At 60.3% G+C, this 26617-nt stretch carries 29 protein-coding genes; 21 read left to right on the top strand and 8 right to left on the bottom strand.

Annotated elements, in window-relative coordinates:
• Positions 1 to 72 precede the first annotated feature (72 nt).
• Genes mpl through ACYZT2_RS25205 form a run of 3 tightly spaced genes read left to right on the top strand, consistent with a single transcriptional unit; the run spans position 73 to position 2328 of the window.
• Positions 73 to 1422 (top strand): UDP-N-acetylmuramate:L-alanyl-gamma-D-glutamyl-meso-diaminopimelate ligase, encoded by a 1350-nt coding sequence (mpl, locus tag ACYZT2_RS25215; protein ID WP_461968293.1) that lies wholly within the window; start codon positions 73 to 75, stop codon positions 1420 to 1422.
• Positions 1419 to 2051 (top strand): flavin prenyltransferase UbiX, encoded by a 633-nt coding sequence (ubiX, locus tag ACYZT2_RS25210; protein WP_461968291.1) that lies wholly within the window; start codon positions 1419 to 1421, stop codon positions 2049 to 2051. Before mpl ends, ubiX begins: the two co-directional genes overlap by 4 nt.
• Entirely contained in the window at positions 2044 to 2328 is a 285-nt protein-coding gene (locus ACYZT2_RS25205) for a YceK/YidQ family lipoprotein (protein ID WP_461968289.1), read from the top strand. The genes ubiX and ACYZT2_RS25205 overlap by 8 nt, the downstream gene beginning before the upstream one ends.
• A 134-nt stretch (positions 2329 to 2462) precedes the next feature.
• Here the strand turns inward: ACYZT2_RS25205 and ACYZT2_RS25200 are convergent, their stop codons facing one another.
• The 3 genes from ACYZT2_RS25200 to ACYZT2_RS25190 all read right to left on the bottom strand — a co-directional run bounded on the left by ACYZT2_RS25200 (position 2463) and on the right by ACYZT2_RS25190 (position 5417).
• Entirely contained in the window at positions 2463 to 3104 is a 642-nt protein-coding gene (locus ACYZT2_RS25200) for an oxidoreductase (protein WP_030129552.1), read from the bottom strand.
• A 27-nt stretch (positions 3105 to 3131) separates the two neighbouring features.
• Positions 3132 to 4847, bottom strand: coding sequence for a C13 family peptidase (locus tag ACYZT2_RS25195; RefSeq protein ID WP_461968286.1), 1716 nt, complete (start codon positions 4845 to 4847; stop codon positions 3132 to 3134).
• A gap of 114 nt (positions 4848 to 4961) precedes the next feature.
• Positions 4962 to 5417 (bottom strand): MaoC family dehydratase, encoded by a 456-nt coding sequence (locus ACYZT2_RS25190; RefSeq protein WP_461968284.1) that lies wholly within the window; start codon positions 5415 to 5417, stop codon positions 4962 to 4964.
• A 196-nt stretch (positions 5418 to 5613) separates the two neighbouring features.
• Between ACYZT2_RS25190 and ACYZT2_RS25185 the strand changes: the two genes are divergently transcribed.
• From ACYZT2_RS25185 to ACYZT2_RS25175, 3 genes are read left to right on the top strand one after another with little or no spacing between them, the layout of a single operon-like run.
• Positions 5614 to 5976, top strand: coding sequence for a CidA/LrgA family protein (locus ACYZT2_RS25185; protein WP_095633925.1), 363 nt, complete (start codon positions 5614 to 5616; stop codon positions 5974 to 5976).
• Positions 5973 to 6689: an LrgB family protein gene (locus ACYZT2_RS25180; RefSeq protein ID WP_461968281.1), complete on the top strand. Its 717-nt coding sequence runs from the start codon at positions 5973 to 5975 to the stop codon at positions 6687 to 6689. Before ACYZT2_RS25185 ends, ACYZT2_RS25180 begins: the two co-directional genes overlap by 4 nt.
• Before the next feature lie 10 nt (positions 6690 to 6699).
• Complete coding sequence (locus ACYZT2_RS25175) at positions 6700 to 7290, top strand: LON peptidase substrate-binding domain-containing protein (protein ID WP_461968279.1); 591 nt, start codon at positions 6700 to 6702, stop codon at positions 7288 to 7290.
• A 181-nt stretch (positions 7291 to 7471) separates the two neighbouring features.
• Here ACYZT2_RS25175 and ACYZT2_RS25170 read toward each other — a convergent pair whose 3' ends face one another.
• Positions 7472 to 8788 (bottom strand): bifunctional DedA family/phosphatase PAP2 family protein, encoded by a 1317-nt coding sequence (locus ACYZT2_RS25170; protein WP_461968277.1) that lies wholly within the window; start codon positions 8786 to 8788, stop codon positions 7472 to 7474.
• Positions 8789 to 8965: 177 nt separating this feature from the next.
• Positions 8966 to 9664 carry a DNA-3-methyladenine glycosylase gene (locus ACYZT2_RS25165; RefSeq protein WP_461968275.1) on the bottom strand — a complete coding sequence of 233 codons (699 nt, stop codon included), beginning with the start codon at positions 9662 to 9664 and terminating at the stop codon, positions 8966 to 8968.
• Between the two features lie 189 nt (positions 9665 to 9853).
• Between ACYZT2_RS25165 and ACYZT2_RS25160 the strand changes: the two genes are divergently transcribed.
• The 14 genes from ACYZT2_RS25160 (at position 9854) to ACYZT2_RS25095 (ending at position 22520) form a co-directional block, all read left to right on the top strand.
• Positions 9854 to 11125, top strand: coding sequence for a glutamate-5-semialdehyde dehydrogenase (locus tag ACYZT2_RS25160; RefSeq protein ID WP_461968273.1), 1272 nt, complete (start codon positions 9854 to 9856; stop codon positions 11123 to 11125).
• A 46-nt stretch (positions 11126 to 11171) separates the two neighbouring features.
• On the top strand, positions 11172 to 11816 hold the full coding sequence (gene nadD / locus ACYZT2_RS25155) for a nicotinate-nucleotide adenylyltransferase (RefSeq protein ID WP_161794745.1): 645 nt from the start codon (positions 11172 to 11174) through the stop codon (positions 11814 to 11816).
• 72 nt (positions 11817 to 11888) lie between these two features.
• Positions 11889 to 12383: a ribosome silencing factor gene (gene rsfS / locus ACYZT2_RS25150; RefSeq protein ID WP_038981377.1), complete on the top strand. Its 495-nt coding sequence runs from the start codon at positions 11889 to 11891 to the stop codon at positions 12381 to 12383.
• Between the two features lie 9 nt (positions 12384 to 12392).
• The gene (rlmH, locus tag ACYZT2_RS25145; protein WP_003185785.1) at positions 12393 to 12860 is read left to right on the top strand and encodes a 23S rRNA (pseudouridine(1915)-N(3))-methyltransferase RlmH; all 468 of its coding nucleotides are present in this window, start codon (positions 12393 to 12395) and stop codon (positions 12858 to 12860) included.
• 10 nt (positions 12861 to 12870) lie between these two features.
• On the top strand, positions 12871 to 14766 hold the full coding sequence (gene mrdA, locus ACYZT2_RS25140) for a penicillin-binding protein 2 (protein WP_461968267.1): 1896 nt from the start codon (positions 12871 to 12873) through the stop codon (positions 14764 to 14766).
• A 31-nt stretch (positions 14767 to 14797) separates the two neighbouring features.
• Positions 14798 to 15901 carry a rod shape-determining protein RodA gene (gene rodA / locus ACYZT2_RS25135; protein ID WP_050549258.1) on the top strand — a complete coding sequence of 368 codons (1104 nt, stop codon included), beginning with the start codon at positions 14798 to 14800 and terminating at the stop codon, positions 15899 to 15901.
• Between the two features lie 17 nt (positions 15902 to 15918).
• On the top strand, positions 15919 to 16929 hold the full coding sequence (mltB, locus tag ACYZT2_RS25130) for a lytic murein transglycosylase B (protein ID WP_461968265.1): 1011 nt from the start codon (positions 15919 to 15921) through the stop codon (positions 16927 to 16929).
• Positions 16929 to 17939 carry a septal ring lytic transglycosylase RlpA family protein gene (locus ACYZT2_RS25125; RefSeq protein WP_461968263.1) on the top strand — a complete coding sequence of 337 codons (1011 nt, stop codon included), beginning with the start codon at positions 16929 to 16931 and terminating at the stop codon, positions 17937 to 17939. Before mltB ends, ACYZT2_RS25125 begins: the two co-directional genes overlap by 1 nt.
• Before the next feature lie 182 nt (positions 17940 to 18121).
• Positions 18122 to 19279: a D-alanyl-D-alanine carboxypeptidase family protein gene (locus ACYZT2_RS25120; protein WP_052967108.1), complete on the top strand. Its 1158-nt coding sequence runs from the start codon at positions 18122 to 18124 to the stop codon at positions 19277 to 19279.
• Positions 19280 to 19359: 80 nt separating this feature from the next.
• Complete coding sequence (locus ACYZT2_RS25115) at positions 19360 to 19635, top strand: DUF493 domain-containing protein (RefSeq protein WP_461968261.1); 276 nt, start codon at positions 19360 to 19362, stop codon at positions 19633 to 19635.
• Positions 19635 to 20282, top strand: coding sequence for a lipoyl(octanoyl) transferase LipB (gene lipB / locus ACYZT2_RS25110; RefSeq protein ID WP_461968259.1), 648 nt, complete (start codon positions 19635 to 19637; stop codon positions 20280 to 20282). The genes ACYZT2_RS25115 and lipB overlap by 1 nt, the downstream gene beginning before the upstream one ends.
• Position 20283: 1 nt before the next feature.
• Positions 20284 to 21306 carry a lipoyl synthase gene (gene lipA, locus ACYZT2_RS25105; protein WP_059402097.1) on the top strand — a complete coding sequence of 341 codons (1023 nt, stop codon included), beginning with the start codon at positions 20284 to 20286 and terminating at the stop codon, positions 21304 to 21306.
• A 37-nt stretch (positions 21307 to 21343) separates the two neighbouring features.
• Positions 21344 to 21505, top strand: coding sequence for a hypothetical protein (locus ACYZT2_RS25100; RefSeq protein WP_461968256.1), 162 nt, complete (start codon positions 21344 to 21346; stop codon positions 21503 to 21505).
• A gap of 64 nt (positions 21506 to 21569) precedes the next feature.
• Positions 21570 to 22520 (top strand): S66 peptidase family protein, encoded by a 951-nt coding sequence (locus ACYZT2_RS25095; RefSeq protein WP_461968254.1) that lies wholly within the window; start codon positions 21570 to 21572, stop codon positions 22518 to 22520.
• Positions 22521 to 22640: 120 nt separating this feature from the next.
• Here ACYZT2_RS25095 and ACYZT2_RS25090 read toward each other — a convergent pair whose 3' ends face one another.
• Positions 22641 to 23963, bottom strand: coding sequence for a lytic murein transglycosylase (locus ACYZT2_RS25090; protein ID WP_461968252.1), 1323 nt, complete (start codon positions 23961 to 23963; stop codon positions 22641 to 22643).
• Positions 23964 to 24207: 244 nt separating this feature from the next.
• Between ACYZT2_RS25090 and ACYZT2_RS25085 the strand changes: the two genes are divergently transcribed.
• The gene (locus ACYZT2_RS25085) at positions 24208 to 25149 is read left to right on the top strand and encodes a halovibrin HvnA (RefSeq protein ID WP_461968250.1); all 942 of its coding nucleotides are present in this window, start codon (positions 24208 to 24210) and stop codon (positions 25147 to 25149) included.
• A 59-nt stretch (positions 25150 to 25208) separates the two neighbouring features.
• Here ACYZT2_RS25085 and arfA read toward each other — a convergent pair whose 3' ends face one another.
• Together arfA and holA are read right to left on the bottom strand one after the other, a co-directional pair.
• Complete coding sequence (arfA, locus tag ACYZT2_RS25080) at positions 25209 to 25373, bottom strand: alternative ribosome rescue factor ArfA (protein ID WP_003176285.1); 165 nt, start codon at positions 25371 to 25373, stop codon at positions 25209 to 25211.
• A 189-nt stretch (positions 25374 to 25562) separates the two neighbouring features.
• Entirely contained in the window at positions 25563 to 26600 is a 1038-nt protein-coding gene (gene holA, locus ACYZT2_RS25075) for a DNA polymerase III subunit delta (protein ID WP_461968248.1), read from the bottom strand.
• Positions 26601 to 26617 lie beyond the last annotated feature (17 nt).

The following is a 26617-nucleotide window of genomic DNA, read 5'->3' as shown; positions in this document are numbered from 1 at the left end:
AAGGCATTCAAACACAAGGTGCGAATTTTCCTACCCTACGCTAACCTGCGGCCATGTTTTACGAGGTCGACTATGCACATTCATATTCTTGGTATTTGCGGCACTTTTATGGGTTCGATGGCGGTTCTGGCCAAAGAGCTGGGCCATCATGTGACTGGCTCCGATGCCAACGTCTATCCGCCAATGAGCACTCAGCTGCAAGCCCAGGGCATTGAGTTGACCCAAGGTTACGACCCGGCGCAGCTCGATCCGGCTCCGGATCTGGTGGTGATCGGCAATGCCATGTCCCGCGGCAACCCGGCCGTCGAATACGTGCTGAACAAAGGCCTGCCGTACGTCTCCGGCCCCCAATGGCTGGCCGATCACGTATTGCAAGGCCGCTGGGTGCTGGCGGTTGCCGGCACTCACGGCAAAACCACCACCAGCAGCATGCTCGCCTGGGTCCTGGAACACTCCGGCATGAGCCCAGGTTTCCTGATCGGCGGCGTGCCGCAGAATTTCTCGGTGTCGGCGCGTCTGGGCGGCACGCCGTTCTTCGTGATCGAAGCCGACGAATACGACAGTGCGTTCTTCGACAAGCGCTCGAAATTCGTTCACTACCGCCCGCGCACAGCAATCCTGAACAATCTTGAGTTCGATCATGCCGACATCTTCCCCGATCTGCCGGCCATCGAGCGGCAGTTCCATCATTTGGTGCGGACTATTCCGAGCGAAGGCCTGGTGATCCATCCGACCACCGAACCGGCATTGCTGCGCGTCATCGCAATGGGCTGCTGGACCCCGGTGCAAACCACCGGTGCCGGTGGTCAGTGGCAGGTCAAACTGCTCAGTGAAGACGGTTCGAAATTCGAAGTGATGTTCGAAGGCGTCGCTCAAGGCGTGGTCGAGTGGGACATGACCGGTCAGCACAACGTCGCCAATGCCTTGGCCACCTTGGCCGCCGCACGTCATGTCGGCGTAGTGCCCTCGATGGGCATCGCTGCACTGAGCGCGTTCAAAAGCGTGAAGCGGCGGATGGAAAAAGTCGCGGAAGTCCGTGGTATCACCATTTACGACGACTTCGCTCACCACCCGACCGCCATCGCCACCACCCTCGACGGTCTGCGCAAGCGCATTGGCGACGCGCCGTTGATCGCGATCATCGAGCCGCGCTCCAACTCCATGAAGCTCGGCGCTCACCGCGATGGTTTGCCGGAAAGTGTGGTCGATGCCGATCAGGTGATCTGGTATTCGCCGGCCAACCTCGGTTGGGATCTGGGCGCCACTGCCGCGTTGTGCACCGTCCCCTCGATTGTCAGCGATTCCCTGGAAGGCATCATCGAGCGTGTGAAGAGCCAGGCTCAGCCCGGCACGCACGTGGTGATCATGAGCAACGGCGGCTTCGGTGGCTTGCACGGCAAACTGGCCGAGGCGCTGCAATGAACAACGGTCCGGAACGCATCACGCTGGCGATGACCGGCGCTTCGGGCGCCCAGTACGGCTTGCGCCTGCTCGACTGCCTGGTGCGTGAAGACCGCGAGGTGCACTTCCTGATCTCCAAGGCTGCGCAACTGGTGATGGCCACCGAGACCGATGTCACGCTGCCGTCCAAACCGCAGATGATGCAAGCCTTCCTCACGGAATACACCGGCGCCGCCGCCGGGCAGATTCGGGTGTATGGCAAGGAAGACTGGATGTCGCCGGTGGCTTCGGGCTCTGGCTCGCCAGCGGCGATGGTGGTGGTGCCGTGTTCCACCGGGACCTTGTCGGCTATCGCGACCGGGGCCTGCAACAACTTGATCGAACGGGCTGCCGACGTGACCTTGAAGGAGCGCCGCCAGCTGATTCTGGTGCCGCGCGAGGCGCCGTATTCGAGCATTCATCTGGAGAACATGCTCAAGCTGTCGAACATGGGCGTGACCATTCTGCCGGCGTCGCCGGGCTTCTATCACCAGCCGCAGACCATCGATGACTTGATCGACTTCGTCGTGGCGCGAATTCTCAACTGTTTGAACATCCCGCAAGACATGCTGCCGCGTTGGGGCGAACACCATTTGAGCAGCGATGAATAAGCTGCTGATCATTCTGCTGGTGTTGCAACTGGCGGGCTGCGCCACGGCGCGCACCCTCGATGCCGCCAAGCCTGGAGCGCCGGTGGTGTATTCGGGGACGCGTCTGGATTTGTATGCGATGAATGGCGGGTGCTGCGCCATGGACCGATTTGGCGCAGAAGCACCGAGTTATCCGGGTGTTGATCTGCCGGCCAGTGTTTTGCTCGACACGTTGCTGTTGCCGCTGTCGTTGTTGACGGTGATTGGCGTAAGTTTTCAGGCGACTGGCGGATTGTAGGAGAGCGCTTCGCGCTCTATCGCGAGCAGGCTCGCTCCCACATTAGATCTGCAGTGGACACAAAATAGGTGAACGCCGCCATCAAATGTGGGAGCGAGCCTGCTCGCGATGGCGTCCAATCAGACGCCGCAAGATTATTTGCCCAACTTGCGCAACTCATCCGACTCGACAATCCGCACGCCATCCTGCTCTTCCAGCGCCAGGCGCCACATGGCGCGGGCCAGTTGGCAGGCTTCGATGCCATGGTATTTGCCCGGAATCAATCGCGACAACGGGCCGGCGACTTTCTCGCCCAGTCGTGGCTCGACGCGATCGCCCAGCAACAGCGAAGGCCGGCAAATGGTCAACTGCGGCCAATTCTGCGCGCGCAATGCGTGTTCCATCTCGCCTTTGACCCGGTTGTAGAAAATCGAGGATCGCCGATCGGCACCCAAGGCGCTGATCACGATCAAGTGCCGTGCGCCCATTTCCCGCGCACGTTTGGCGAAGGCCACGACCATGTCCAGGTCCACCGCGCGAAACGCTTGCTCGGAGCCGGCCTGTTTGATCGTGGTGCCGAGGCAGCAGTAGGCAATGTCGACGCGACCGTTCAATTGCGGCAAAAACACCGCCGGGTCGCCGACCGGGTTTTCCAGGTGAGGATGCTCTGCCAGTGGCCGGCGTGAGGGGGCTAATACCCGTGTAATCGTTGGCTCGTTGAGTAGACGGTCAAGCAAATGTTCACCGGTCAACCCGGTAGCTCCGGCAAGCAATACGTGCTGAGGCGTCAAGTACATAGTCATTCCCCCTTGATACTATTCAGCTTAGTTGCTCTTTTCATCCTTGCTGATAGAGACACTTTGCAGCGCCTTTCGTGCCTGCTGTTTGCGTAACGATTGCCAGTGGGCAAGAACGGTTTTCGGCGCCCAGATTTGCGGCTCGGAGGCTTCGAAATTGTCGGCCAGTTCACGCTCGGCCACGGTGGCCCTGGCCAGTTTGAAGGCTTGCTCCAGATCGTCGGTCTGGTTCAGCGCCTGGGCGAACAGCGCATCGCCGAAATACGTGAAGTTAGCTTCTTCCGAACACCCGAAGGACACTCGATCGGCGCGCGAGGCGGTCATGATCAGGGTGCGTTCGTCCTTGAGGGCGGGGATGAAGCCGCCGGAATAACAGGATGAAATCACAATGATCTTGTCGCGTTTCTTCAGGGGCGCGAGGACGGCGGCCAGTTCGTCGGCCGGCAGGTCGGCCAGTTCCATGCGTGGCTGGTCGAGTACCAGTTCGTGTTCGCTGGTGCCGTGGCTGGTCAGGTAAATGAACAGCAAGTCTTCCGGGCCGCTGCGTTCGGCCAGGGTCTGGGTGGCGCGGCGCAGGTTTTCCCGGGTGGCCATCGGCCGGTCGCCGAGGTGATCGCGATGGTTGACCAGGCGGATCTGGCCGAAGGCGCCGAAACGGCTGGCGAGCATGTTGGCGACGTAATCGGACTCGCGCAGGAACACGCTCTGCTTGCCGTCGCCGCCCAGGGTCAAGGTGTACAGTTCGACCGCCGGGGTCGAGGCCGGGACGTTGGCCAGTGCATCGTCGAGCAAGCGACCCTGAGCCAGCAAGCCGAGTTCGAGAGGGTCGGGCAGCAGCTTGCCGTCGGCGTCGCGCACGCGCTGACTATTGACCCAAGTGCCGCTCTGCACCGTGCCATCGGTCAGCACCAAAGTACCTTTGCCCTGATAGTTGTCGCCGTCGAACTGGCCGACATAGAAACTGCCATCGGCCAGGTTCAAGCGACCCTGACCGGTGAAACGCCAGTCGCTGAACTGGCCGATGTAGTGACTGCCGTCGGCACCGATCAACTCGCCCTTGCCGCTGAGCACGCCTTCCTTGAACTGACCGAGCCAGACATCGCCATCGGCGTTTTCGTAGCGGCCCTTGCCATGCAGTTGATTGTTCTTGAAACCGCCGACATAGATATCGCCATCGGCGCTGTTGAAGGTGCCATTGCCTTCCAGCTGGCCGTTGGCGAAATGCCCGGTGAACTGATTGCCGCTGGCATCGCTGCGCTGGCCTTCGCCGTTGGGTTTGCCGTGGGCAAATTGCCCCTGGTATTGGCTGCCGTCTGCGAGTTCCAGACGACCGAGCCCTGAATATTGATCGGCCTTGAATTCGCCGCGGTAGGTCATGGCGTTTTCTTTGAGGGTGCCTTCACCGTCGCGTCGACCCGCCTTGAACCCGCCGGTATAGCTGTTGCCAATGGTGGTCAGCGTGCCTTGGCCGTCGAATAGCCCTTGCTGGAATTGCCCGCGATAGACCTCGCCATTGCTGCCATGCCATTCGCCCTGGCCATGCCATTGGCCTTTATCGAACCGGCCGGCGTACCAGCTGCCGTTCGGATAATCGATGCGGCCCTCGCCTTGCAGCAAGCCGTTGACCAGATCACCGCGATAGCGTCCGCCGTCCGGCAGGCGGGCATCGGGGGGCAACAGCGATTCGCCATCGCCGCAAGCGGTGAGCAACAGGGTCAAAGCAAGGAGTGCAAGTGAGCGCATAGCGGGATCCGGGCAATTAGGCGACGGAGTATGCCGCAGCTATGTGTCGCATTTATAGAGACACGGCACAGACACGGCGCGAAACAGCGTGAGCTGCTTCGCATCCGGGATGCTTTACACGAAGCAGAGGGACAGCGGCTCGGCGACATACGCCGGTTTGTCCGACCCTTCGATTTCAAGCGTGGCGGTGGCCTTGAGTAACCATTGGCCGGGTTTCTTCTCGATGACGTCGTTCATGTCGACCTTGAGTCGAACCCTGGAATTGACCTTCACGGGCTGGATGAAACGCACGCTATCCAGGCCGTAGTTGACCACCATCTTCGCGCCTTCGGGCAGGATGAGGATGTCTTCCATCAGTTTGGGGATCAGCGACAACGACAGGAAACCATGGGCGATGGTGCTGCCAAAAGGTGTTTGCGCGGCTTTGACCGGGTCGACATGGATGAACTGATAATCGCCTGTGGCTTCTGCGAACAGGTTGATACGTTCCTGGTCGATGGTGAGCCACTGGGAACGTCCGAGTTCCTTGCCGACATAATCTTTGAGCTCTGCAACTGGAACATAGGGCATTGAGACTCTCCTTGGGTTCATCGGTTTTATAGTTTTTCGAGTGGGGGGATTTGACCTCCCTGCGAACCACTTTAGATCAACATGGCAAATGGCTCCGGTCAACTATCCATGCTTTTGGCGAATGCCGATTCATAGCGTTGGCATGCTTATAATGTCGGGCCCCTTCTTTGTGGGGAGCACGCGCGGGAGATGATGGATGTTGTTACGTGGCCTGACCTGGCTGGTGCTTTTTCAATTGCTCGGCACCGCCCTCAACCATTTGTTTTTGCCGGTACTGCCGGGGCCGATCATTGGCCTGCTGTTGCTGCTGGGCTATCTGATTATTCGCGGTCAAGTCGGCGAGCCGCTGAACCTTGCGGCCAGCAGCCTGCTGCGTTATCTGCCGTTGCTGCTGGTGCCGCCGGCGGTGGGCGTGATGGTTTACGCCGCCGATATCGCCGCGGATTTCTGGGCGATCACCGGTGCGCTGGTGTTGTCGCTGCTGCTGTCGATGGCCTTCGCCGGCGTATTGATGCAGCGCATGGTCAAGCGTCACGCTCATCGCGAGGACGGCCAATGATTTTCGATTGGCACGGCGCCTGGGCGTCGGTGATTCACCATCCGTTGTTCGGTATCGGGATTACGTTGGGCGCGTATCAATTGGTGCTGGCGGCATACGAGAAAACCCGTTGGGTTTTTCTGCAACCGGTACTGGTCTCCATGTTGCTGGTTATCGTGGTCCTGGTGGGTTGCGGCCTGAGCTACGCCGAATATCGCAAGAGCACCGAGATCCTCAGCATCTTGCTCGGGCCGGCCACCGTTGCGTTGGCGGTGCCGCTGTACCTCAATCTGCGGCGGATCCGGCAGTTGTTCTGGCCGATATTTACTACGCTGGTGATAGGTGGCGTGGTCGCCACGGGCATGGGTGTGTTGCTGGGCTGGTCCTTCGGCGCCGAACACATGATCCTGATGACCATGGCACCCAAATCGGTCACCTCGCCGATTGCCATGCTGGTGGCGGAGCAGATTGGTGGCGTCGCGGCATTGGCGGCGGTGTTCGTGTTGATTACCGGGGTGATCGGGGCGATCTTCGGGCCGAGTCTTTTGACCCGCCTCGGCGTCCACAGCCCAGAGGCTCGCGGTATGGCCCTGGGCATGACCGCTCATGCGGTCGGCACTTCGGTGGCCTTGCAGGAGAGTGAAGAGTGCGGCGCCTTTGCGGCGCTGGCGATGAGTCTGATGGGCGTAGCCACGGCGGTGTTCCTGCCGTTGGCGGTGTCGATGGTGGTGTAAGGAAATGTCTATGAGTCTGCCGCTTTTTCCGCTGAACACGGTGCTGTTTCCGGACTGCATCCTCGACTTGCAGATCTTCGAGGCGCGCTATCTGGACATGATCGGTCGCTGCATGAAACAGGGCGGCGGCTTCGGCGTGGTGTGCATCCTGGACGGTGAAGAAGTCGGCATCGCCCCCGAAGGCTACGCACGAGTGGGGTGCGAGGCGCTGATCACCGATTTCCATCAGCAAGACAATGGCCTGTTGGGCATTCGGGTGAAAGGCGGGCGGCGTTTCCACGTTGTGCGCACCGAGGTGCAGCGCAACCAGTTGATCGTCGCCGAAGTCGAGTGGCTCAAAGATGAGCCCGAGCAACCGCTACAGGATGACGACGCCGACCTGGTCGCGCTGCTCAAGGCTTTGGCGGAACACCCGATGGTCGAAGCGCTGAGCATGGGCGCCGAAGCGACGGGGCAACAGTCGCTGGCCAACCAGTTGGCGTACCTGTTGCCGTTTGCCGAGGTGGACAAGATAGACCTGCTGCAACTTGATGATCCGCAGCAGCGGCTGGATGCGATTCAGGCATTGCTGGATGAGTTGCAGGGTGAGTTGTTTGCCTGACGTCCGCTAGAAGATCGCAGCCCCGTAGCAGCTGTCGAGCCTGCGAGGCTGCGTTCGAGGACGAAGTCCTCGCAAATCCTGCTTATGCGGTTTGCCTGAAAGACTGCGTTGTCGGTTTTGCGACGGCTTCGCCGCCGAACGCTGCCTCGCAGGCTCGGCAGCTGCTACAGGTGTTACAGCATCAATACGCATACCTCAACATCGCATGCGGCATGTGCCTCAACACAAAGAAGCCAAACAAAGCCACCAACGACGGCAACACCAGCCACCAGATTTTCGGCGGCATGGCGGTGAGCGACGTCTGGCGTTGAGTCAGCCAAAGGCTGGCCGCACACACGCATGCCGCCAGCATCGCCCCGGCCAGCACATCGGTCGGCCAGTGCGCGCCCAGGTACACCCGCGAAAAGGAAATCGTCAGCGCTGGCAAGCAGCCCACCAATAACCAGGTCAGGCGCATGCGCGGCGGTTGTCCGCGACCCGCCAGCACCGCCAGCGTCAAGAACAGCGCGAAAGAGCCTGACGCATGGCCGCTGGGCATGCTGTAGCTGGTCAGTGGATCGCTCAGCACTTCCGGGCGCACACGGGCGAAAAAGTGTTTGGTCGCGGTGTTGCCCAGCGCGGTGAACAGCAGGGTGCCGCCGGCGAAAAGCGCGTGCCGCCATTGTCGTGTCAGCAACAGCAAGACTGTCAGCAGGGTGCTGAACATAAACATGTTGCGGAACTCACCGATCAGCGTGAACACCACAGCCACTTCATCGAGCATCGGGCTACGGTGTTCCTGTATCAGGGTCATCAGTCCTTGGTCGAGGGCGGTGAGGTGCGGATAGCCGATGAACAGACCGATCAGGATCAACAGGCTCATGCTGCTGATCCAGATGGTCGCCCGGCGATGGCGGCGCAGGCTGCTGTTTGCGCTCAGACCGACCATCACCGCAACGCTGCCAGCGACAATCCCGGCTTCAGGCCAGAAACCTTCCGGCAATGGCAAGCGGATCGCCGCCCCGGTGGCCCAGCCCGGCAGGAGATAGGCAACGCTCCAGCCTGCGGCAGCCAACAGGCTTACGACGGCGAAGCGCGGGAACGGCATGTCGAACATCCCGGCGACCATCGGCAACATTGGCCGCAGCGGGCCGATAAAGCGTCCGACCAACAGGCTGGCGATGCCATAACGCTGGAAATACGCCTCGGCTCCGGCCATCCATTCCGGATGATGGCGCAACCCCGGCAAGCGACGGATGTTCTGGTGGAAATGCCGCCCTAAAAAGTACGAAACGATGTCGCCCAACACACCGCCGAGAAAACCCAGCAGCAGCGTTTCACCCAATGACAACGCGCCACTGCCGGCCAGCATCGCCACGGCAAACAACAACACTGTGCCGGGCACGATCAAACCGGCAATCGCCAGGCATTCCACACAAGCCACTATGAACACTGCCGCGGCCAACCACTGCGGATTGACCGTCAGCCAACCGGTCACGCTATCGAGCCATGGGCCCATAAAAACAACTCCATCGAATAATCAATCGGTCCCGAGGGGCGAACGCAATCTTCAAAACACTACAGGCCTCATGTGGGAGCGAGCCTGCCCGCGATAGCGGAGTGTCAGACGACATCTACTTCGACGATCACTCTGCTATCGCGAGCAGGCTCGCTCCCACAAGGGTTTTTTCAATATTCAGGACAACAAAAAATAATCGCGACCTTCGACTTGCCCCCGGCGCAGCGGGTTGCGCGTGCAGTACAGTGCGTAAGCCGCATCAACAAAACGGTACATCAAGTGTTCGTCGCGCCCATGGGGAATCCCCAGGCGTGTGGTCTGGATGATGTGCCCGGGCGCCGGCCCGACATCTTCTACCAGCAGTACTTCATGGTCGAAGCGCTTGGCGTCCCAGACCGGCACCTTCAGCCCCAGCGCTTTGCAGAGCAGCGTCTGCCCGGCACACAGTTTTTGCGAGGGGCGAGGTCGGCCCTGAGCATCGGGATTGTTCAATAGCATCTGCGCCAGGCTCGCCGGCCCGCTCAGTTCGTCGACCCACGGATAGGCTGATTTGATCAATACCGCATTACCCGGTCCCTGAGCGCTGAAGTTCAACGAGTCGCCGCCGCGGGCGTAATACATATAGATGTGGCCGCCATCCAGAAACAAAGCCTTACGCTTTTCTGTGTAGCCAAGGGAGGCGTGACTGCCTTTTTCTTCGCAGTAATAGGCTTCGGTCTCGATGATCCGGGCACTGAGCCACAGGTCACCGATGCGATGACGGATGATTTTGCCCAGTAAATCCCGGGCCAGCGTTTGGGCATCGCGGTCGAAAAATGCATCCGGCAACCCCACGGGCTGGTGCGTAGCGGACGCAGAAACAGGCAGGTTGGTCATGATGAACAGCGTTTATCAGGGCTGATTGAGTCGTGATGATAACAATATGCAGCTTAATCACGGCTGAACGTCGGCAAATTGCCCTCCATTTCGACCATCCGCCTGTCACCGCTGTTAGTCCCGGGACGCGACAGCTATAATCTGCCGCTTTACTCTTTACCAAGACCTTAGCAAAGACCATTGCAGACCATGACTGAGTCCGTTCTTGACTACATGACCCGATTGGGTCGCGCCGCCCGCGAAGCTTCCCGCGTAATTGGCCGTGCCAGCACCGCGCAGAAAAACCGCGCCTTGCAGGCGGCTGCCAATGCGCTGGACGCTGCACGCGCGGAGCTGACCGCAGCCAATGAACTGGATTTGGCCGCCGGCCGCGCCAATGGTCTGGAGCCTGCTCTGCTGGAACGCCTGGCACTGACCCCGGAGCGCATCGACGGCATGATCGTCGGTTTGCGTCAGGTCGCGGCATTGCCGGACCCGGTGGGGGCGATCCGCGACATGAGTTTTCGCCCGTCTGGGATCCAGGTCGGCAAGATGCGCGTGCCATTGGGCGTGATCGGGATCATCTACGAATCACGGCCGAACGTGACCATCGATGCCGCCAGCCTGTGCCTGAAGTCCGGCAACGCGACCATCCTGCGTGGCGGTTCCGAGGCGATTCATTCCAACCGTGCCATTGCCGCCTGCATCCAGCGCGGCCTGGCTGAAGCCAATCTGCCGGCCGCGGTGGTGCAAGTGGTCGAAACCACCGACCGTGCCGCCGTCGGCGCGCTGATCACCATGCCCGAATACGTCGACGTCATCGTGCCCCGTGGCGGTCGTGGCCTGATCGAACGGGTCAGTCGCGATGCCCGCGTGCCCGTCATCAAACACCTGGACGGCATCTGTCACGTCTACGTCAGTGCCCACGCCGATCTGCCGAAAGCCCAGCGCATTGCGTTCAATGCCAAGACTTACCGTTATGGCATCTGCGGTGCCATGGAAACCTTGCTGGTCGATCAGGCTATCGCCAAGGAGTTCCTGCCATCGATGGCTGCCCAGTTCCGCGAAAAAGGCGTCGAACTGCGCGGTTGCGAGCGTACCCGGGCGATCATCGAGGCCGTTGCGGCCACCATCGAGGACTGGCACACCGAATACCTGGCGCCGATCCTCTCGATCCGCGTGGTAGACGGTCTGGATCAGGCCATCGAGCACATTAACCAGTACGGCTCCCATCACACCGATTCGATCGTCAGCGAAAACCTGGCTGATACCCGGCGTTTCGTGGCTGAAGTCGATTCATCTTCGGTGATGATCAACACGCCGACGTGCTTCGCCGATGGCTTCGAATACGGATTGGGTGCCGAGATTGGCATTTCTACTGATAAGCTGCACGCCCGCGGCCCGGTGGGCCTCGAAGGTCTGACCTGCGAGAAGTACATCGTGGTCGGTGACGGTCAGTTGCGCGGCCAGGAGTCGCTCTGACTTGGGCGACCTCGACCCGTCAGCCCAAGTGACCGCCAGCGAGCCTCTGCCTCGACGCATTGGCGTGCTGGGCGGGACCTTCGACCCGGTGCACATCGGCCATTTGCGCGGTGCGCTGGAAGTCGCCGAATCACTGGCGCTCGATGAGTTACGTTTGACACCCAGTGCCAGGCCGCCTCATCGCGGTACGCCGCAGGTGTCGGCGAAGGACCGTCTGGCGATGGTCAAGTGCGCGGTGGCCGGTGTGCCACCGTTGGTGGTGGACGCCCGCGAATTGCAGCGGGACAAACCGTCCTACACCATCGACACCCTGGAACTGATGCGCGCCGAATTGGCCGCCCCAGACCAGGTTTTTCTACTTTTGGGCTGGGACGCATTTTGCGGCCTGCCCACTTGGCATCGCTGGGAAGAGTTGCTCCAGCATTGCCACATCCTGGTGCTGCAACGCCCGGATGCCGACAGCGAACCGCCGGATGCCTTGCGCAACCTGCTGGCAGCGCGCTCGGTGAGCGACCCGCTGGCCCTCAAAGGGCCGAGCGGACAGATTGCATTCGTCTGGCAGACGCCGCTCGCGGTATCCGCCACCCAGATCCGTCAACTGCTGGCCAGCGGTAAGTCGGTACGTTTCCTGGTGCCCGACGCGGTCCTGGCCTACATCGATGCGCACGGGCTTTACCGTGCGTCGAACTGAAAAAGGGCGCGCTTCAAGGCACGTGAATGCGTGTATCGAAGCGCCCGAACACACGAGCAAAACGAGTTTTATATGACTGACAAAGACGTAAACAAAGTAAAGCGCAAGGGCACGTTCAAGAGCGCTCCGCTGCCAGTAGTGGCCAATACCGGCCCGGAACTGCGCGGCGAAGAGCTGGTCAAGGTTGCCGTAGCGGCCCTGGAAGACGTCAAGGCCCAGGATGTTCTGGTGATCGACGTTCGTGAAAAGCAGAGCATCACTGATTTCATGATCATCGCTACCGGTACTTCCAACCGCCAGATCGGCGCGATGCTGGATAAGGTCCGCGAGGCGGTCAAGGCCCAGGGCGTCAAGCCGTTGGGTGAAGAAGGCAAGGGCGACAGCGACTGGGTGTTGCTGGATATGGACGATGTCATCGTGCACATGATGACTGCCAGCGCTCGCCAGTTCTATGACCTGGAACGTTTGTGGCAGGGTGCCGAGCAGAGCCGTGCCGGCAGCGCCGCGCACCACAGCCCGGAAAACACCCATGAGCATTTCATCAAGCTCAACAAAGACCAGCAATAAGGGACCGCTGTGCGACTGCGACTGATCGCCGTCGGTTCACGCATGCCCAAATGGGTGGAAGAAGGCTGGCATGAATATGCCAAGCGTCTTCCGTCCGAGTTGGCGCTGGAACTGGTGGAAATTCCGCTCAACACCCGCGGCAAGAACGCCGACGTGGCGCGCTTTATCCGTCAGGAAGGCGAAGCCATGCTGGCCAAGGTCGGGCCGAACGAGCGCATTGTCACCCTCGAAGTCCACGGCAAGCCCTGGAGCACCGAGCAACTGGCGGTTGAACTCGATCGCTGGCGGCTGGACTCGCGCACGGTGAATTTCATGGTCGGCGGCCCCGAGGGGCTGGCGCCGGAAGTCTGTGCCCGGGCGGATCAACGCTGGTCGTTGTCACCGTTGACGCTGCCGCACCCATTGGTGCGGATTCTGATCGGCGAACAGCTGTATCGTGCCTGGACAGTCCTGTCCGGCCACCCTTACCACAAGTAGTTCTGCCCTCATGCCCCAGCCGATCCGCATCAAGGACCACGAAAAAGACGCCCGTCTGGTGCGTGGCCGCGTCGTGTTCGGGGCCGTTGCCGTGGTGGTGCTGATTGGCGTGCTGATCGCGCGGCTGTATTTCCTCCAGGTGATCCAGTACGAGTACCACTCGACCCTGTCGGAAAACAACCGCGTCCATGTGCAGCCGATTCCGCCGACTCGCGGGTTGATCTTCGACCGCAATGGCGTGGTGGTGGCCGACAACCGGCCGAGCTTCAGCCTGAGCATGACCCGCGAGCGCTCCGGCAACTGGCAGCAAGTGCTCGACGTAATCGTCGAGGTGCTCGAACTGACGCCCGAAGACCGGGTGATTTTCGAGAAGCGCATGCGTCAGGGGCGCCGGCCGTTCGAACCGGTGCCAATCCTGTTCGAGCTGACCGAAGAGCAGATCGCTCGCATCGCGGTGAACCAGTTCCGCCTGCCCGGTGTGGAAGTGGTCGCGCAATTGGTGCGTCATTACCCGCAAGGCGCGCACTTTGCGCACTCGGTGGGTTACATGGGGCGGATCAACGAGAAAGAGCTGAAGTCGCTCGATCCGGTCAACTACAGCGGCACCCACCACATCGGCAAGACCGGCATCGAGCGCTTCTATGAGGCCGAGTTGCACGGTCAGGTGGGTTACGAGGAAGTCGAAACCAACGCACGAGGCCGCGTATTACGCGTACTCAAGCGTACCGATCCGATTCCCGGCAAGGACATCGTCCTGAGCCTGGACATCAAATTGCAGGAAGCCGCCGAAGCCGCGCTTGGTGGTCGCCGTGGCGCGGTCGTTGCGCTGGACCCGAACACTGGTGAGGTGCTGGCGATGGTCAGCCAGCCGAGTTTCGACCCGAACCTGTTCGTCACCGGCATCAGCTTCAAGGCCTATGCCGAGCTGCGCGATTCCATCGACCGGCCGCTGTTCAACCGCGTGTTGCGTGGGCTGTACCCGCCGGGCTCGACGATTAAACCGGCGGTGGCGATTGCCGGCCTGGATGCGGGCGTGGTTACGGCGTCGTCCCGGGTCTACGACCCCGGTTACTACCAACTGCCCAACTACGATCACAAATACCGTAACTGGAACCGTACCGGCGACGGTTATGTGGATCTGGATACGGCAATCATGCGGTCCAACGACACCTACTTCTATGACTTGGCCCATAAGCTGGGGATTGATCGGTTGTCGGCCTATATGAGCAAATTCGGCATTGGCCAGAAGGTCTCCCTCGACATGTTCGAAGAGTCGCCGGGATTGATGCCGACCCGGGAATGGAAGCGCGCGACCCGTCGTCAGGCCTGGTACCCGGGCGAAACGCTGATTCTGGGGATCGGGCAGGGCTATATGCAGTCCACTCCGTTGCAGTTGGCCCAGGCCACGGCGCTGGTGGCCAACAAGGGTGTGTGGAATCGTCCGCATTTGGCCAAGACCCTCGAAGGGGCGAAACCGGTGGACGACAATCCGATGCCGGACATTATCCTGCGCGACCCGTCGGACTGGACCAGGGTCAACCACGGCATGCAGCAGGTGATGCACGGTGCCCGCGGTACCGCGCGCAAGGCCGCGATCGGTTCGCAATACCGGATCGCCGGCAAAAGTGGTACGGCTCAGGTGGTCGCGATCAAGCAGGGCGAGAAGTACGACCGCTCCAAGGTTCAGGAACGCCACCGCGACCACGCCTTGTTCGTCGGCTTCGCGCCGGCCGAAAACCCGAAAATCGTAGTGTCGGTGATGGTCGAGAACGGCGAGTCCGGCTCCGGCGTCGCCGCGCCTGTGGTGCGTCAAGTCATGGACGCCTGGCTCCTGGACCAGGACGGCCGACTGAAAGCCGAATACGCCAGCCCTATCAGTGCGGAGGCTACGGCCCGTGAAGAGTAATTTCGATCGCATCCTCTCCAGCGAGGATGTGATGCGTCGCCGTGCGACGCTGCTGCAACGCATGCACATCGACGGCCCGTTGCTGATCCTGCTGCTGACCCTGGCTGCCGGCAGTCTGTTCGTGCTGTATTCGGCCAGCGGCAAAAGCTGGGATCTGCTGGCCAAGCAAGCCACTTCCTTCGGCATCGGCCTGGTGTCGATGATCGTCATCGCCCAGTTCGAGCCGCGCTTCATGGCCCGCTGGGTGCCCGTCGGTTATGTGATCGGCGTGCTGTTGCTGGTGGTGGTGGATGTCATGGGCCACAACGCCATGGGTGCCACGCGCTGGATCAACATTCCGGGGGTGATCCGCTTCCAGCCCTCGGAATTCATGAAGATCCTGATGCCGGCAACCATCGCCTGGTACCTGGCCAAGCGCTCCTTGCCGCCACAACTCAAGCATGTGGGCGTCAGTCTGTTTCTGATCGGGTTGCCATTCATCCTGATTGTGCGCCAGCCCGACCTCGGCACTTCGCTGCTGATTCTCGCCGGTGGCGCGTTCGTGCTGTTCATGGGCGGCCTGCGCTGGCGCTGGATTCTCAGCGTGATTGCCGCGGCTGTGCCGGTGGCGGTCGGCATGTGGTACTTCATCATGCACGACTACCAGAAGCAGCGAATCCTGACCTTCCTCGACCCAGAGAGCGATCCGCTGGGCACGGGCTGGAACATCATTCAGTCGAAAGCCGCCATCGGTTCCGGCGGCGTGTTCGGCAAAGGCTGGTTGCTTGGCACTCAGTCGCACCTGGACTTCCTGCCGGAAAGCCACACCGACTTCATTATTGCGGTGCTGGGCGAAGAATTCGGCCTGGTGGGCATCTGCGCTCTGTTGCTGATTTACCTGCTGTTGATCGGTCGCGGGCTGGTGATTACCGCCCAGGCGCAGACATTGTTCGGCAAATTGCTCGCGGGCAGCCTGACCATGACGTTTTTTGTTTACGTTTTCGTCAACATCGGTATGGTCAGTGGCCTGTTGCCGGTTGTGGGGGTGCCGTTGCCGTTCATTAGCTACGGAGGAACTTCGCTGGTGACGCTACTGTCAGCGTTTGGGGTTTTGATGTCGATCCATACCCATCGCAAGTGGATCGCACAGGTTTGAATAAGGTGAAGATTTCAATGCAAGTAATGCGTGGCTGGGCGACTCGATACGCACCGTGGGTCGGCCTGGTAAGCATCCTTGGTACCGCGCAGCAAGCGTGGGCCGGCGATTACGAAGGCTCGCCCCAGGTGGCCGAGTTCGTCGGTGAAATGACCCGCGACTATGGCTTTGCCGGCGAACAGCTGATGGGCGTGTTCCGCGAAGCCGAGCGCAAACAGTCGATTCTGGACGCGATCTCCAAGCCCGCCGAGCGGGTTAAACAGTGGAAAGAATACCGCCCGATGTTCATCACCGATGCGCGCATCGCCCGTGGTGTGGACTTCTGGCGTCAGCACGAAGCGGTCCTGGCTCGTGCCGAGCAGGAATACGGCGTGCCGGCGCAGGTGATCGTCTCGATCATCGGCGTCGAGACCTTTTTTGGTCGAAATACCGGCAATTTCCGGGTGATCGATGCCTTGTCGACCTTGGGTTTCGATTATCCTCCCCGTGCCGAATTCTTCCGCAAGGAATTGCGTGAATTCCTGCTGCTGGCCCGCGAGGAGCAGGTGGACCCGTTGACCCTCAAAGGCTCCTACGCCGGGGCAATGGGCTTGCCGCAGTTCATGCCGAGCAGTTTTCGCGCCTATGCGGTGGATTTCGACGGTGACGGCCACATTAATATCTGGACCAACCCGATTGATGCCATCGGCAGCGTTGCCAGTTATTTCAAGCGTCACGGCTGGGTCGCCGGCGAACCTGTGGTCAGCCGCGCCGATGTGCGTGGCGATCAGGTAAACGAGGGGTTGACCGCAGGCATCGAACCGACGAAAACCGTCGGGGAGTTGCGGGCGCTGGGCTGGTCGAGTCATGATGCGCTGCGCGATGATATGCCGGTCACGGCTTTCCGCCTGGAAGGTGACAATGGCCCTGAATACTGGATGGGCCTGACGAATTTTTACGCAATCACGCGTTATAACCGCAGCGTGATGTACGCCATGGCCGTACATCAACTGTCTGAACAGCTGGTCCAAGCACGGGGCGTCAAGTAATGCGGGCATTGCCTATGAATAAACCCCTGAAGCTCATGGCATTCGCCGCGTTGACGGTACTGGTCGCCAGTTGTTCGACCAGCCGCGCGCCGGCTCAGAAGTCCCCGACCGCCGTTCGTTCGGCGCCTGGCCTGGATATCAACCGGGCTCACAAGGATGGCGCACCTTGGTGGGACGTCGACGTATCGCGCATCCCGGATGCCACGCCGACCCTGCACAGCGGTCCTTATAAAGCCAACCCATACACTGTGCTGGGCAAGACTTATTTCCCTCAGCAGGAATCCAAGACCTATGTCGCGTCGGGCACGGCGTCCTGGTACGGCACCAAATTCCACGGCCAGAACACCGCCAATGGCGAGGTTTACGACTTGTACGGCATGAGTGCCGCGCACAAGACCTTGCCACTGCCCAGCTACGTTCGGGTGACCAATCTGGACAACAACAAAACCGTGATCCTGCGGGTCAACGACCGCGGACCGTTTTACTCTGACCGCATCATCGACTTGTCCTATGCCGCCGCCAAAAAGCTCGGCTACGCTGAAACCGGCACGGCGCGGGTCAAGGTCGAAGGCATCGACCCGCAGCAATGGTGGGCAGCCAAAGGCCGTCCGGCGCCTTTGATGCTTAACGAGCCGAAAGTCGCGCAAAATAGCGCCCCGGTGATGACGGCATCGGCCGGCACCGTTGAACAATGGACGCCACCGCCGCAGCAACACGCCGCGGCCGTTGTGCCCGTGCAAATCGATGCAAAAAAAAACGCTTCTGTACCAGCCTCTGGCCAGTATCTGCAGGTGGGCGCGTTCGCCAACCCGGACGCTGCAGAACTCCTGAGATCGAAGCTCAGCGGGATGGTGAGCGCTCCAGTGTTCATCAGCTCGATCGTGCGTAACCAACAGACATTGCATCGGGTGCGCCTGGGGCCGATCGGCTCGCCGGGTGAAATCCAGCAGGTGCAAAACAGCGTGCGGCTGGCCAATCTCGGTTCGCCGAGCCTGGTCAGCGCCGAGTAATACCGGGTTCTTGTTTGACGGTTCGCTTGCGGTTTGGGGGGCGAACCGGGTTGTTGGCTCGTTGAAGAACAAAAGCCCGGCAAGGGTTGCAGAGTGAGCAACTGAACACGCGACAACTTTTTAGAGAGTTGTCTGATTAGTTTTGCCCTAGGGCAGTTTCCATTAGCGATTTCGAGAGACGGATGAACATCACCACCTTTGCCAAACGCCTGTGCCTGCTAGTCCCGCTGCTCCTCTCGCCTGCCGCTTTCGCGGTCGAGATGATGCCGTCGCCACCGCAACTGGCCGCCAAAGCCTACGTACTCATGGACGCCAGCAGCGGCAACGTGCTGGTAGAGAACAACGGTGACCAGCGTCTGCCGCCGGCCAGCCTGACCAAGCTGATGACCGCTTACATCGCGACCCTGGAAATCCGTCGTGGCCAGATCGGTGAAAACGACCCGGTGACCGTCAGCGAAAACGCCTGGCGTACCGGCGGTTCGCGGATGTTCATCAAGGTAGGTTCGCAAGTTACCGTCAGTGATCTGCTGCACGGCATCATCATCCAGTCGGGTAACGACGCCAGTGTTGCGCTCGCCGAGCACATCGCCGGCAGCGAAGACGCGTTCGCCGACATGATGAACAAAACCGTGGCCGACCTGGGCATGACCAACAGCCACTTCATGAACCCGACCGGCCTGCCGAACCCGGAGCACTACTCGTCGGCTCACGACATGGCGGTGCTGGCCCGCGCGATCATCCACGAAGACCCTGCTCACTACGCGATCTATTCGCAGAAAGAGTTCTTCTGGAACGGTATCAAGCAGCCTAACCGCAACCTGCTGCTGTGGCGCGACAAGACCGTCGACGGTCTGAAAACCGGTCATACCGACGAAGCTGGCTACTGCATGGTGTCTTCGGCGGTACGTGATGGCATGCGCCTGATCGCCGTGGTGTTCGGCACCAACAGCGAAGTGGCTCGCGCCTCCGAAACCCAGAAGCTGCTGACTTACGGTTTCCGCTTCTTCGAAACCCAGACCTTCTATCAGAAAGGCGCCGAGCTGGCTCAGGCACCTGTCTGGAAAGGCACTACCAATCAAGTCAAGGCCGGCCTGGCTCAAGACCTGACCATGACCTTGCCAAAAGGCCAGCTGAAAAAGCTCGCTGCCAGCATGACCATGACCCCGCAACTGGTCGCGCCAATCGCCAAGGGCGATGTGATCGGTAAAGTCGAAGTGAAACTGGACGACAAGGTCGTGCACAGCGCTGATCTGATCGCTCTGGACGCGGTTGACGAGGGTGGTATCTTCCGTCGCATGTGGGATAGCATCCGTCTATTCTTCTACGGCTTGTTCAACTGAATTAGTGTGGACTTGCATGGCCCTGTTCCAATCCGGAACGGGGTCATGTCCGTTGCCACGGCTTACGAGGCCGTTACGCCATGACAGACACCGAAGTAAAGGCGCCAAAGATCGAATTCCCCTGCGCGGATTACCCTATTAAGGTGATCGGCGACACTGGCGTGGGTTTCAAGGACAAGATCATCGAGATCCTTGAGAAACACGCGACCGTTGACCACGAGACCCTGGCCGAGCGCCAGAGTACCAACGGCAAGTACACGACTATCCAGTTGCACATCATCGCCACCGGCCAGGAACAGCTGTACGACATCAACAGCGAGTTGCGGGCTACCGGTTTCGTGCACATGGTGCTGTGATGCCTGGCACGCTGGGCTTTCGCGAGCTCGGTCAGATGGCTTACGAGCCGGTCTGGCATGCCATGCAGCGCTTCACCAACGAACGCGGCAGCGATGCCGCCGACGAGATCTGGCTGGTGGAACACCCGCCGGTGTTCACCCAAGGCCAGGCCGGCAAGGCTGAACACCTGCTGCTGCCCGGGGATATTGCGGTGGTGAAGGTCGACCGCGGTGGTCAGGTGACTTATCACGGCCCCGGCCAATTGGTGGCTTACCTGTTGCTGGATGTGCGCAAGCTGGGGTTCGGCGTGCGTGACCTGGTCAGCCGCATGGAGCAATGCCTGATCGAGCTGCTGGCCAGCTACGGCGTGACCGCGGTGGCCAAGCCGGATGCACCGGGTGTCTATGTCGACGGCGCAAAAATCGCTTCTCTGGGTCTGCGGATCCGCCACGGTTGCTCCTTTCATGGCCTGGCCTTGAACGTGGATATGAACCTGGAACCGTTTCGACGGATTAATCCCTGCGGCTACGCCGGGCTGGCGATGACCCAGCTGCGCGATCACGCAGGATCGATTGAATTTGCCGAGGTAAGTGCCCGGCTGCGCGCGCAGCTCGTCAAACACCTCGACTATGCTGAGCAGACGACCCTAACGGGCGGAATCGACTGATATGACTACTGATGCAGTGCAAACCATGATCCCGACGCTCGATGTCACCGAGCGTCCGGCCCCGCGTGCCAAGGTTGAAGCCGGCGTCAAGCTGCGCGGCGCCGAGAAGGTTGCACGCATCCCGGTGAAGATCATCCCGACCACTGAACTGCCGAAGAAACCCGACTGGATTCGCGTGCGCATCCCGGTTTCCCCGGAAGTCGACCGCATCAAGGCCCTGCTGCGCAAACACAAGCTGCACAGCGTGTGCGAAGAAGCGTCCTGCCCGAACCTGGGCGAGTGCTTCTCCGGTGGCACCGCGACCTTCATGATCATGGGTGACATCTGCACCCGTCGCTGCCCGTTCTGCGACGTCGGCCATGGTCGTCCGAAACCGCTGGACGTCAACGAGCCGGAAAGCCTGGCCATTGCCATCGCCGACCTGAAACTGAAGTACGTGGTAATCACCTCGGTAGACCGCGACGACCTGCGTGACGGCGGTGCCCAGCACTTTGCCGACTGCATCCGCGAAATCCGCAAACTGTCGCCGAACGTGCAGCTCGAAACTCTGGTCCCGGACTACCGTGGCCGCATGGACGTCGCGCTGGAAATCACCGCCGCCGAGCCGCCGGATGTGTTCAACCACAACCTGGAAACCGTGCCGCGCCTGTACAAGGCTGCGCGTCCGGGTTCGGATTACCAGTGGTCGCTGACCTTGCTGCAACGCTTCAAGCAGATGATGCCGCATATTCCGACCAAGTCCGGTTTGATGCTGGGCCTGGGCGAAACCGACGAAGAAGTCATCGAAGTCATGAAGCGCATGCGCGAACACGACATCGACATGCTGACCCTGGGCCAGTACCTGCAACCGTCCCGCAGCCACTTGCCGGTCCAGCGCTTCGTGCATCCGGACGTGTTCGCCTGGTTCGCCGAGGAAGGTTACAAGATGGGCTTCAAGAACGTCGCTTCCGGCCCGCTGGTACGTTCCTCGTACCACGCCGACGAGCAGGCGAAACTGGTCAAGGCCGAGCTGATGTCGTCCTGATCCTGCTGTGAGAAAACGCCCGCAAGGATTTTTACCCTTGCGGGCGTTTTCATTGGCGTTGAGTGAACCGCTTTTCGTAGGAGCCAGCGGTGCGGCGATCCGACTTGCCGGCGAAGGCGCTCTCAAGGACGCCTTCGCCGGCAAGCCTGGCTCCTACATGTCCGATCTACCCTTGGCTGACTGGTATTGGTACGACTGACCCTCTTCTGTTTATTCCCGTTCCTGACTACTGTGTGCTGAAGCGTTCACAGGGAGAATCATGGATGACTGCTCGACCGACCCACACCCTATGTCCTCATGCTCCCGTTCCGGCCTTGCCGCCTGCAGGGTTGATCGGCGTGATCGCGCCTGCCGGCCCCGCGGCGCTGGACACCGATAAAGCCATTGCCTGGATGCGCGCTCGCGGCTATTCGCTGCGAGTGTTTCCCGGCGTTTATGAGCAAGAGGGTTATCTGGCCGGCAGCGATGATGTGCGGCTCAATGACTTGCATGGCGCATTCGCCGACAGCGAGGTCGATGCCATCATCTGTCTGCGTGGCGGTTACGGTACGCCGCGTTTGCTCGATCGCATCGATTTCGAATTACTGCGCAACAACGCCAAGCCGTTTATCGGCTACAGCGACGTCACTGCACTTCACTCGGCCATCAGTCGTTATGCAGGGTTTGTGACCTTCCATGGCCCGATGCTTAACGCCGACCTGCTGGGTGACAAGCAGCAACCCACCGAGTTCTCGTTTTTCAACATGCTGCGCGGGCAGGTGAAGGCGGGCAGTGTGCTTTCTCACCCGGTGGCCTGGCCGTTGACCACAATCGAGCCTGGCATCGCTCACGGGCGTTTGCTGGGGGGCAATCTGTCGATGATCGCCGCGACCATGGGCACGCCTTACGAGATCGAAGCCGAAGGCTCCATCCTGTTCATCGAGGACATTAACGAGCCGCTGTATCGCATTGACCGGCTGCTGACTCATTTGCGTCTGGCCGGCACGCTGCACAAGCTGCGTGGGGTTCTGGTGGGGGATGTGGCAGGGGTTGATGCGATTGCGCTGGAGAGGTTGCTCAAGCAGACCTTTGCTCCTTTGCGCATACCCGTGCTGGCCGGATGGCGCAGCGGGCATTGTGACCCGAATCTGACACTGCCGATGGGCGCGCTGGTGAGGCTGGATGCGGGGGACAAGGCGTTGGTGTTGGAACAGGATGTGGTGATCAAGGCTTAGAGTTTGGTCGTCTGATAGTCAGTCTTCGCGAGCAGGCTCGCTCCCACATTTGATCTTCAGTGAACACACTATTTGTGTTCGACAGGGATCAGTGTGGGAGCGAGCCTGCTCGCGATGTTTCTAGCGGCTACGCAACCCTTCCAGCAACTTGTGCGTCGGATAACCATCCGCCGGCCAGCCGAAGAACTGCTGGGCGGCGCGGATCGCTTTGCGGGTATTGGCGCCGATAATCCCGTCGGCGGTCCCTGCGTCGTAGTTCTGGGCGCTCAGCAGGTTTTGCAGCTCGATTCGCTCGGTACGGCTCAGCGGCAAGTCATCTTTCGGCCATAGACCACTGATCAAGCCGCCGCCATTGAAACGCTCGGACAACAGACTCACGGCCAAGGCATAGGACGAAGAGTTGTTGTACTTGAGAATCGCGCGGAAGTTATCGAGGACCAGGAACGCCGGACCGCGATAGCCTGCCGGCAGCAGCAGGGCGGCCGACAGGTGTTCGGAACCTGCTGGAACCTGGCCGCCATTGGGCAGGGTCACCCCCAGTTGTCGCCACTCGGCAACGCTCTTGCGAATCGAGCCATCGGCTAGGGCGTAATTGAAGCCGCTCGGCAATTGCGCTTCGAAGCCCCAAGGCTGGCCTTTCTGCCAGCCGGAGCTTTGCAGATAGTGCGCGGTCGAAGCCAATGCATCAGCGGAACTGTTCCATATGTCGCGGCGACCATCGCCGTCGAAGTCCACGGCGTGGGTGTTGTAGGTGGTCGGAATGAACTGGGTCTGGCCCATGGCGCCAGCCCAGGAACCGAGCATTTTCTCGGGGGCGATATCGCCCTGTTGCAGGATTTGCAAGGCGGCGATCAGTTGCGCGTGAGCAAACCCCGGGCGCCGACCTTCATAAGCCAGGGTCGCCAGGGAGTTGATCACCGACTTGCTGCCCTGGAACTGACCAAAGTTACTTTCCATGCCCCACACCGCGACCAATGCCTGACGGTCGACGCCGTAGCGCTGCTCGATGCTTTGCAGGATGTCGGCGTACTCGCCGACCAGCGCCTGACCTTTGCGCACCCGTAGCGGCGACAGCGCCCCGTCGAGGTACTCCCACACCGGGCGAGTAAATTCCGGTTGGCTACGGTCGGCACGGATCACACTGTCGTCCACGCTGACATTGGCAAACGCACGGTCGAACAGGTCGGCGCGAATCCCGGCGGCGAGAGCGTCTTTACGGAAACCCGCCTGCCATTCGGCAAAGGTCTGGGTAGGCTGGATGTCGAGATTTTCACCGGTAGGCACCACCGGCGGAATGATCGCAGGGGCCGTCGCAACGGTGCGGGTCTGAAGCGGTTGGGCGTCGGCGGCGGTGGGTTTTTCCGCGCAGGCGACAAGCAAAACGAGGCTGGAGGCAGCTATCAGTTGGCGAAGGTGCCAACGACGGGAAAGACAAAGGGGCATGCACAGGTCCAGAGGATACGAATCAGGTGCAGACCTTAACATGCCTGCTGAGTGAATCGGTTGCTCGGCAAACATTTGGACTGAAGCTTGTCAGCCGGCTGACTAACCTAATCCCATTTTATTCTCTCTTCAACTGTCAGATCTAGCAGCTATTCGGCCTGTAGTTTGGAGCGTTGAATAGTCGTGCGCAGGTAAAAACCAAACAGCTCCTGCGTCTGATCATTCCTTGAACGCGGGTGCCGAGATGCAACGATTTCTACCCTTGCTGATGGTTTTTTTGCTGGCCGGTTGTTCGGCAAACAAACCGACGAATACCCAAGAAGGAGCGATGACAAGCAGTTCTTCTGCGACGGAGTCTGTAGCGCCTTTTTCAGCGGCCATGACAGGAGCGCAGGTTGCCGCAGAGTTGGAGAAGCGATATCGAGATACCCGTGACAACTGTGGATCGGCCTCTATGCCTGCGTTCCTTTGCTCTGGTTTGTTAGTACGCGGGACGGTGCCCTCTGCCCAATTTGATGCCTGGAACCCGAGCCCGACTTCGGTGGCCAATGGCGGTGTGTCCTTTACCTACCTGCGCTCTGACTACAAGGTGAAGCGACTTGCTTATACCTATGACAGCGGTTTTATTTTCTATCCAGTCCTGAGCACCCCGCCCGGGAAACTGAGCATAGAAATACTGTGCTTTTTTCCGGTGGACGGCTCCTCCAACGCCCGGCCGAACGGGGGGTGTGGAGCACATCCACGCTTTCCGACTGCCAGCAAGAGTTGCGAGCAGCAGAGCCCGATTATCGACACCGCGGCGAAGTGGGAAGCGAAATATCGGAAGGAAGCTTCTACGGGTAATAAGTATGAATCCATGTGTTCATTCAACGTCCGGGACTCTGCAAACAATGCTGCAGCTTCGCGATTTCTGGAAGGTATGCGCGGCGGACGGCTCATTTCCCCTGAAGCCTTTAATACCCCCAATGACACGAAGCTTAAAACTTGGGCACAGAACATACCTGGCCAATTACCGATGGAAGCGTTTTTCTACACAAAGGCTACAGGTCTTGCGGGTGCACAACTTTATCAGCGTCGATTCCGCGCGTTGACGGGTGTAACCATACCGATCATTTCGATTCCATTGCCTCAGACGCTGGACCAGTCAGTCGCGTTTACGTTTCGTGCGGCTGATCAGACTCGGTAACAAGGATCGTCGGCAGAAAAGAGGGGAAGTGTTGCGAGGGGGCGAAGAGCGTGGGGTAATCACGCCGCCAGAAAGTAAGAAGCCTCCCAGCTATTAGACTGGAAGGCTTCGCGGCGGTAACTGCCTTTGCCCTTGCCGGCTCGTTCCTGACGGCTGCGGAACAGTGGCTGGGCGATGATGGATTTGGCCTTGTTGGGGCCATGCTTCGATGGCTTTTTGCTCATGATGATTTCTCGCAAGTGAGTGGTTTTTTGCGGGGCAAATCATCGGCCGAAGTCGGGGTTTTGTCTAGTCCCCGCATTGTGTAGGACCTTTCGGACGCCTTCGCGGGCAAGCCTCGCTCCTACAGGAGATCGTGTGACTCCTGTAGGAGCGAGGCTTGCCCGCGAATGGCCGTTATGCGGTCAAAAATATTACTCGGCAGGCAACGACAATCTCTGACCGGCCATCAACAGCGTCAACCGACTCAGGCTCATCCACGGCGAGCCCGCCGCCTGGCCCTTGATTTGCGCATCGATGCGCTGCGCTTCGAGCAGCAACTGTGCCCAGCGTTGCGCCGAGTAACGTTGCAGGGCCTTGCTCATCAGCGGTTTGCGTTTGTCCCAGATCGGCGGTCGGGCCTGGCTGAAGGCTTTGTCCAGCGGCACGCCCTGGCTGTATTGCAGCGACAGGTTGGCCAGCAGACGCAGTTCCCGGGCCAGCGCCCAGAGAATCACCGGCGGTTCGACGCCTTCGCCGCGCAACCCTTCGAGCATGCGCAGGGCGTGGGCAGCCTCGCCATTAAGGATCGCATCGGTCAGGCCGAAGACATCGAAACGCGCACTATCGGCTACTGCCGCTTGCACGGTTTCGACGGTGATCTGGCCACCCTCGGCCATCAGCTTGAGCTTTTCGATTTCCTGGGCGGCGGCTAACAGGTTGCCCTCGACCCTGGCGGCGATCAGTTCGATGGCGTCCTGAGTGGCGGAAAGCCCAGCCTGGGACAGGCGTTGACGGATCCAGCTCGGCAACTGGTTGGTGTCCACTGGCCAGATCTGCACGAACTGGGTTTGCGGACCTTCGATCAGTGCCTTGCCCCACTTGGTCTTCTGCGCACTGCCGTCAAGCTTGGGCAGGCTGATCAGCAAAACCGTGTCTTCGGCCGGGCGGGAGCAATACTCAATGAATGCCGCAGCGCCTTTGTCTCCGGGTTTGCCGGAGGGCAGACGCAGTTCCAGAAGACGCTTTTCGGCGAACAGCGACATGCTGGCGCCGGCCTGCAGCAGCGTACCCCAGTCGAAACTGGCGTCGGCGGCAAAGACCTGGCGTTCATCGAAACCTTGTTGGCGGGCGGCTGCGCGAATGGCGTCGGCGGCTTCCTGACATAGCAGTGGGTCGTCGCCACTGATGACGTAGACCGGCGCGAGGGCGCCTTGCAGGTGTTTACCGAGTTGGGCGGGGGCGAGTTTCATAAGAAGAGGCGAACGGG

The sequence above is a fragment of the Pseudomonas sp. MDT1-85 genome (assembly GCF_054898065.1).
This window is presented reverse-complemented; position numbering and strand designations above follow the sequence as displayed.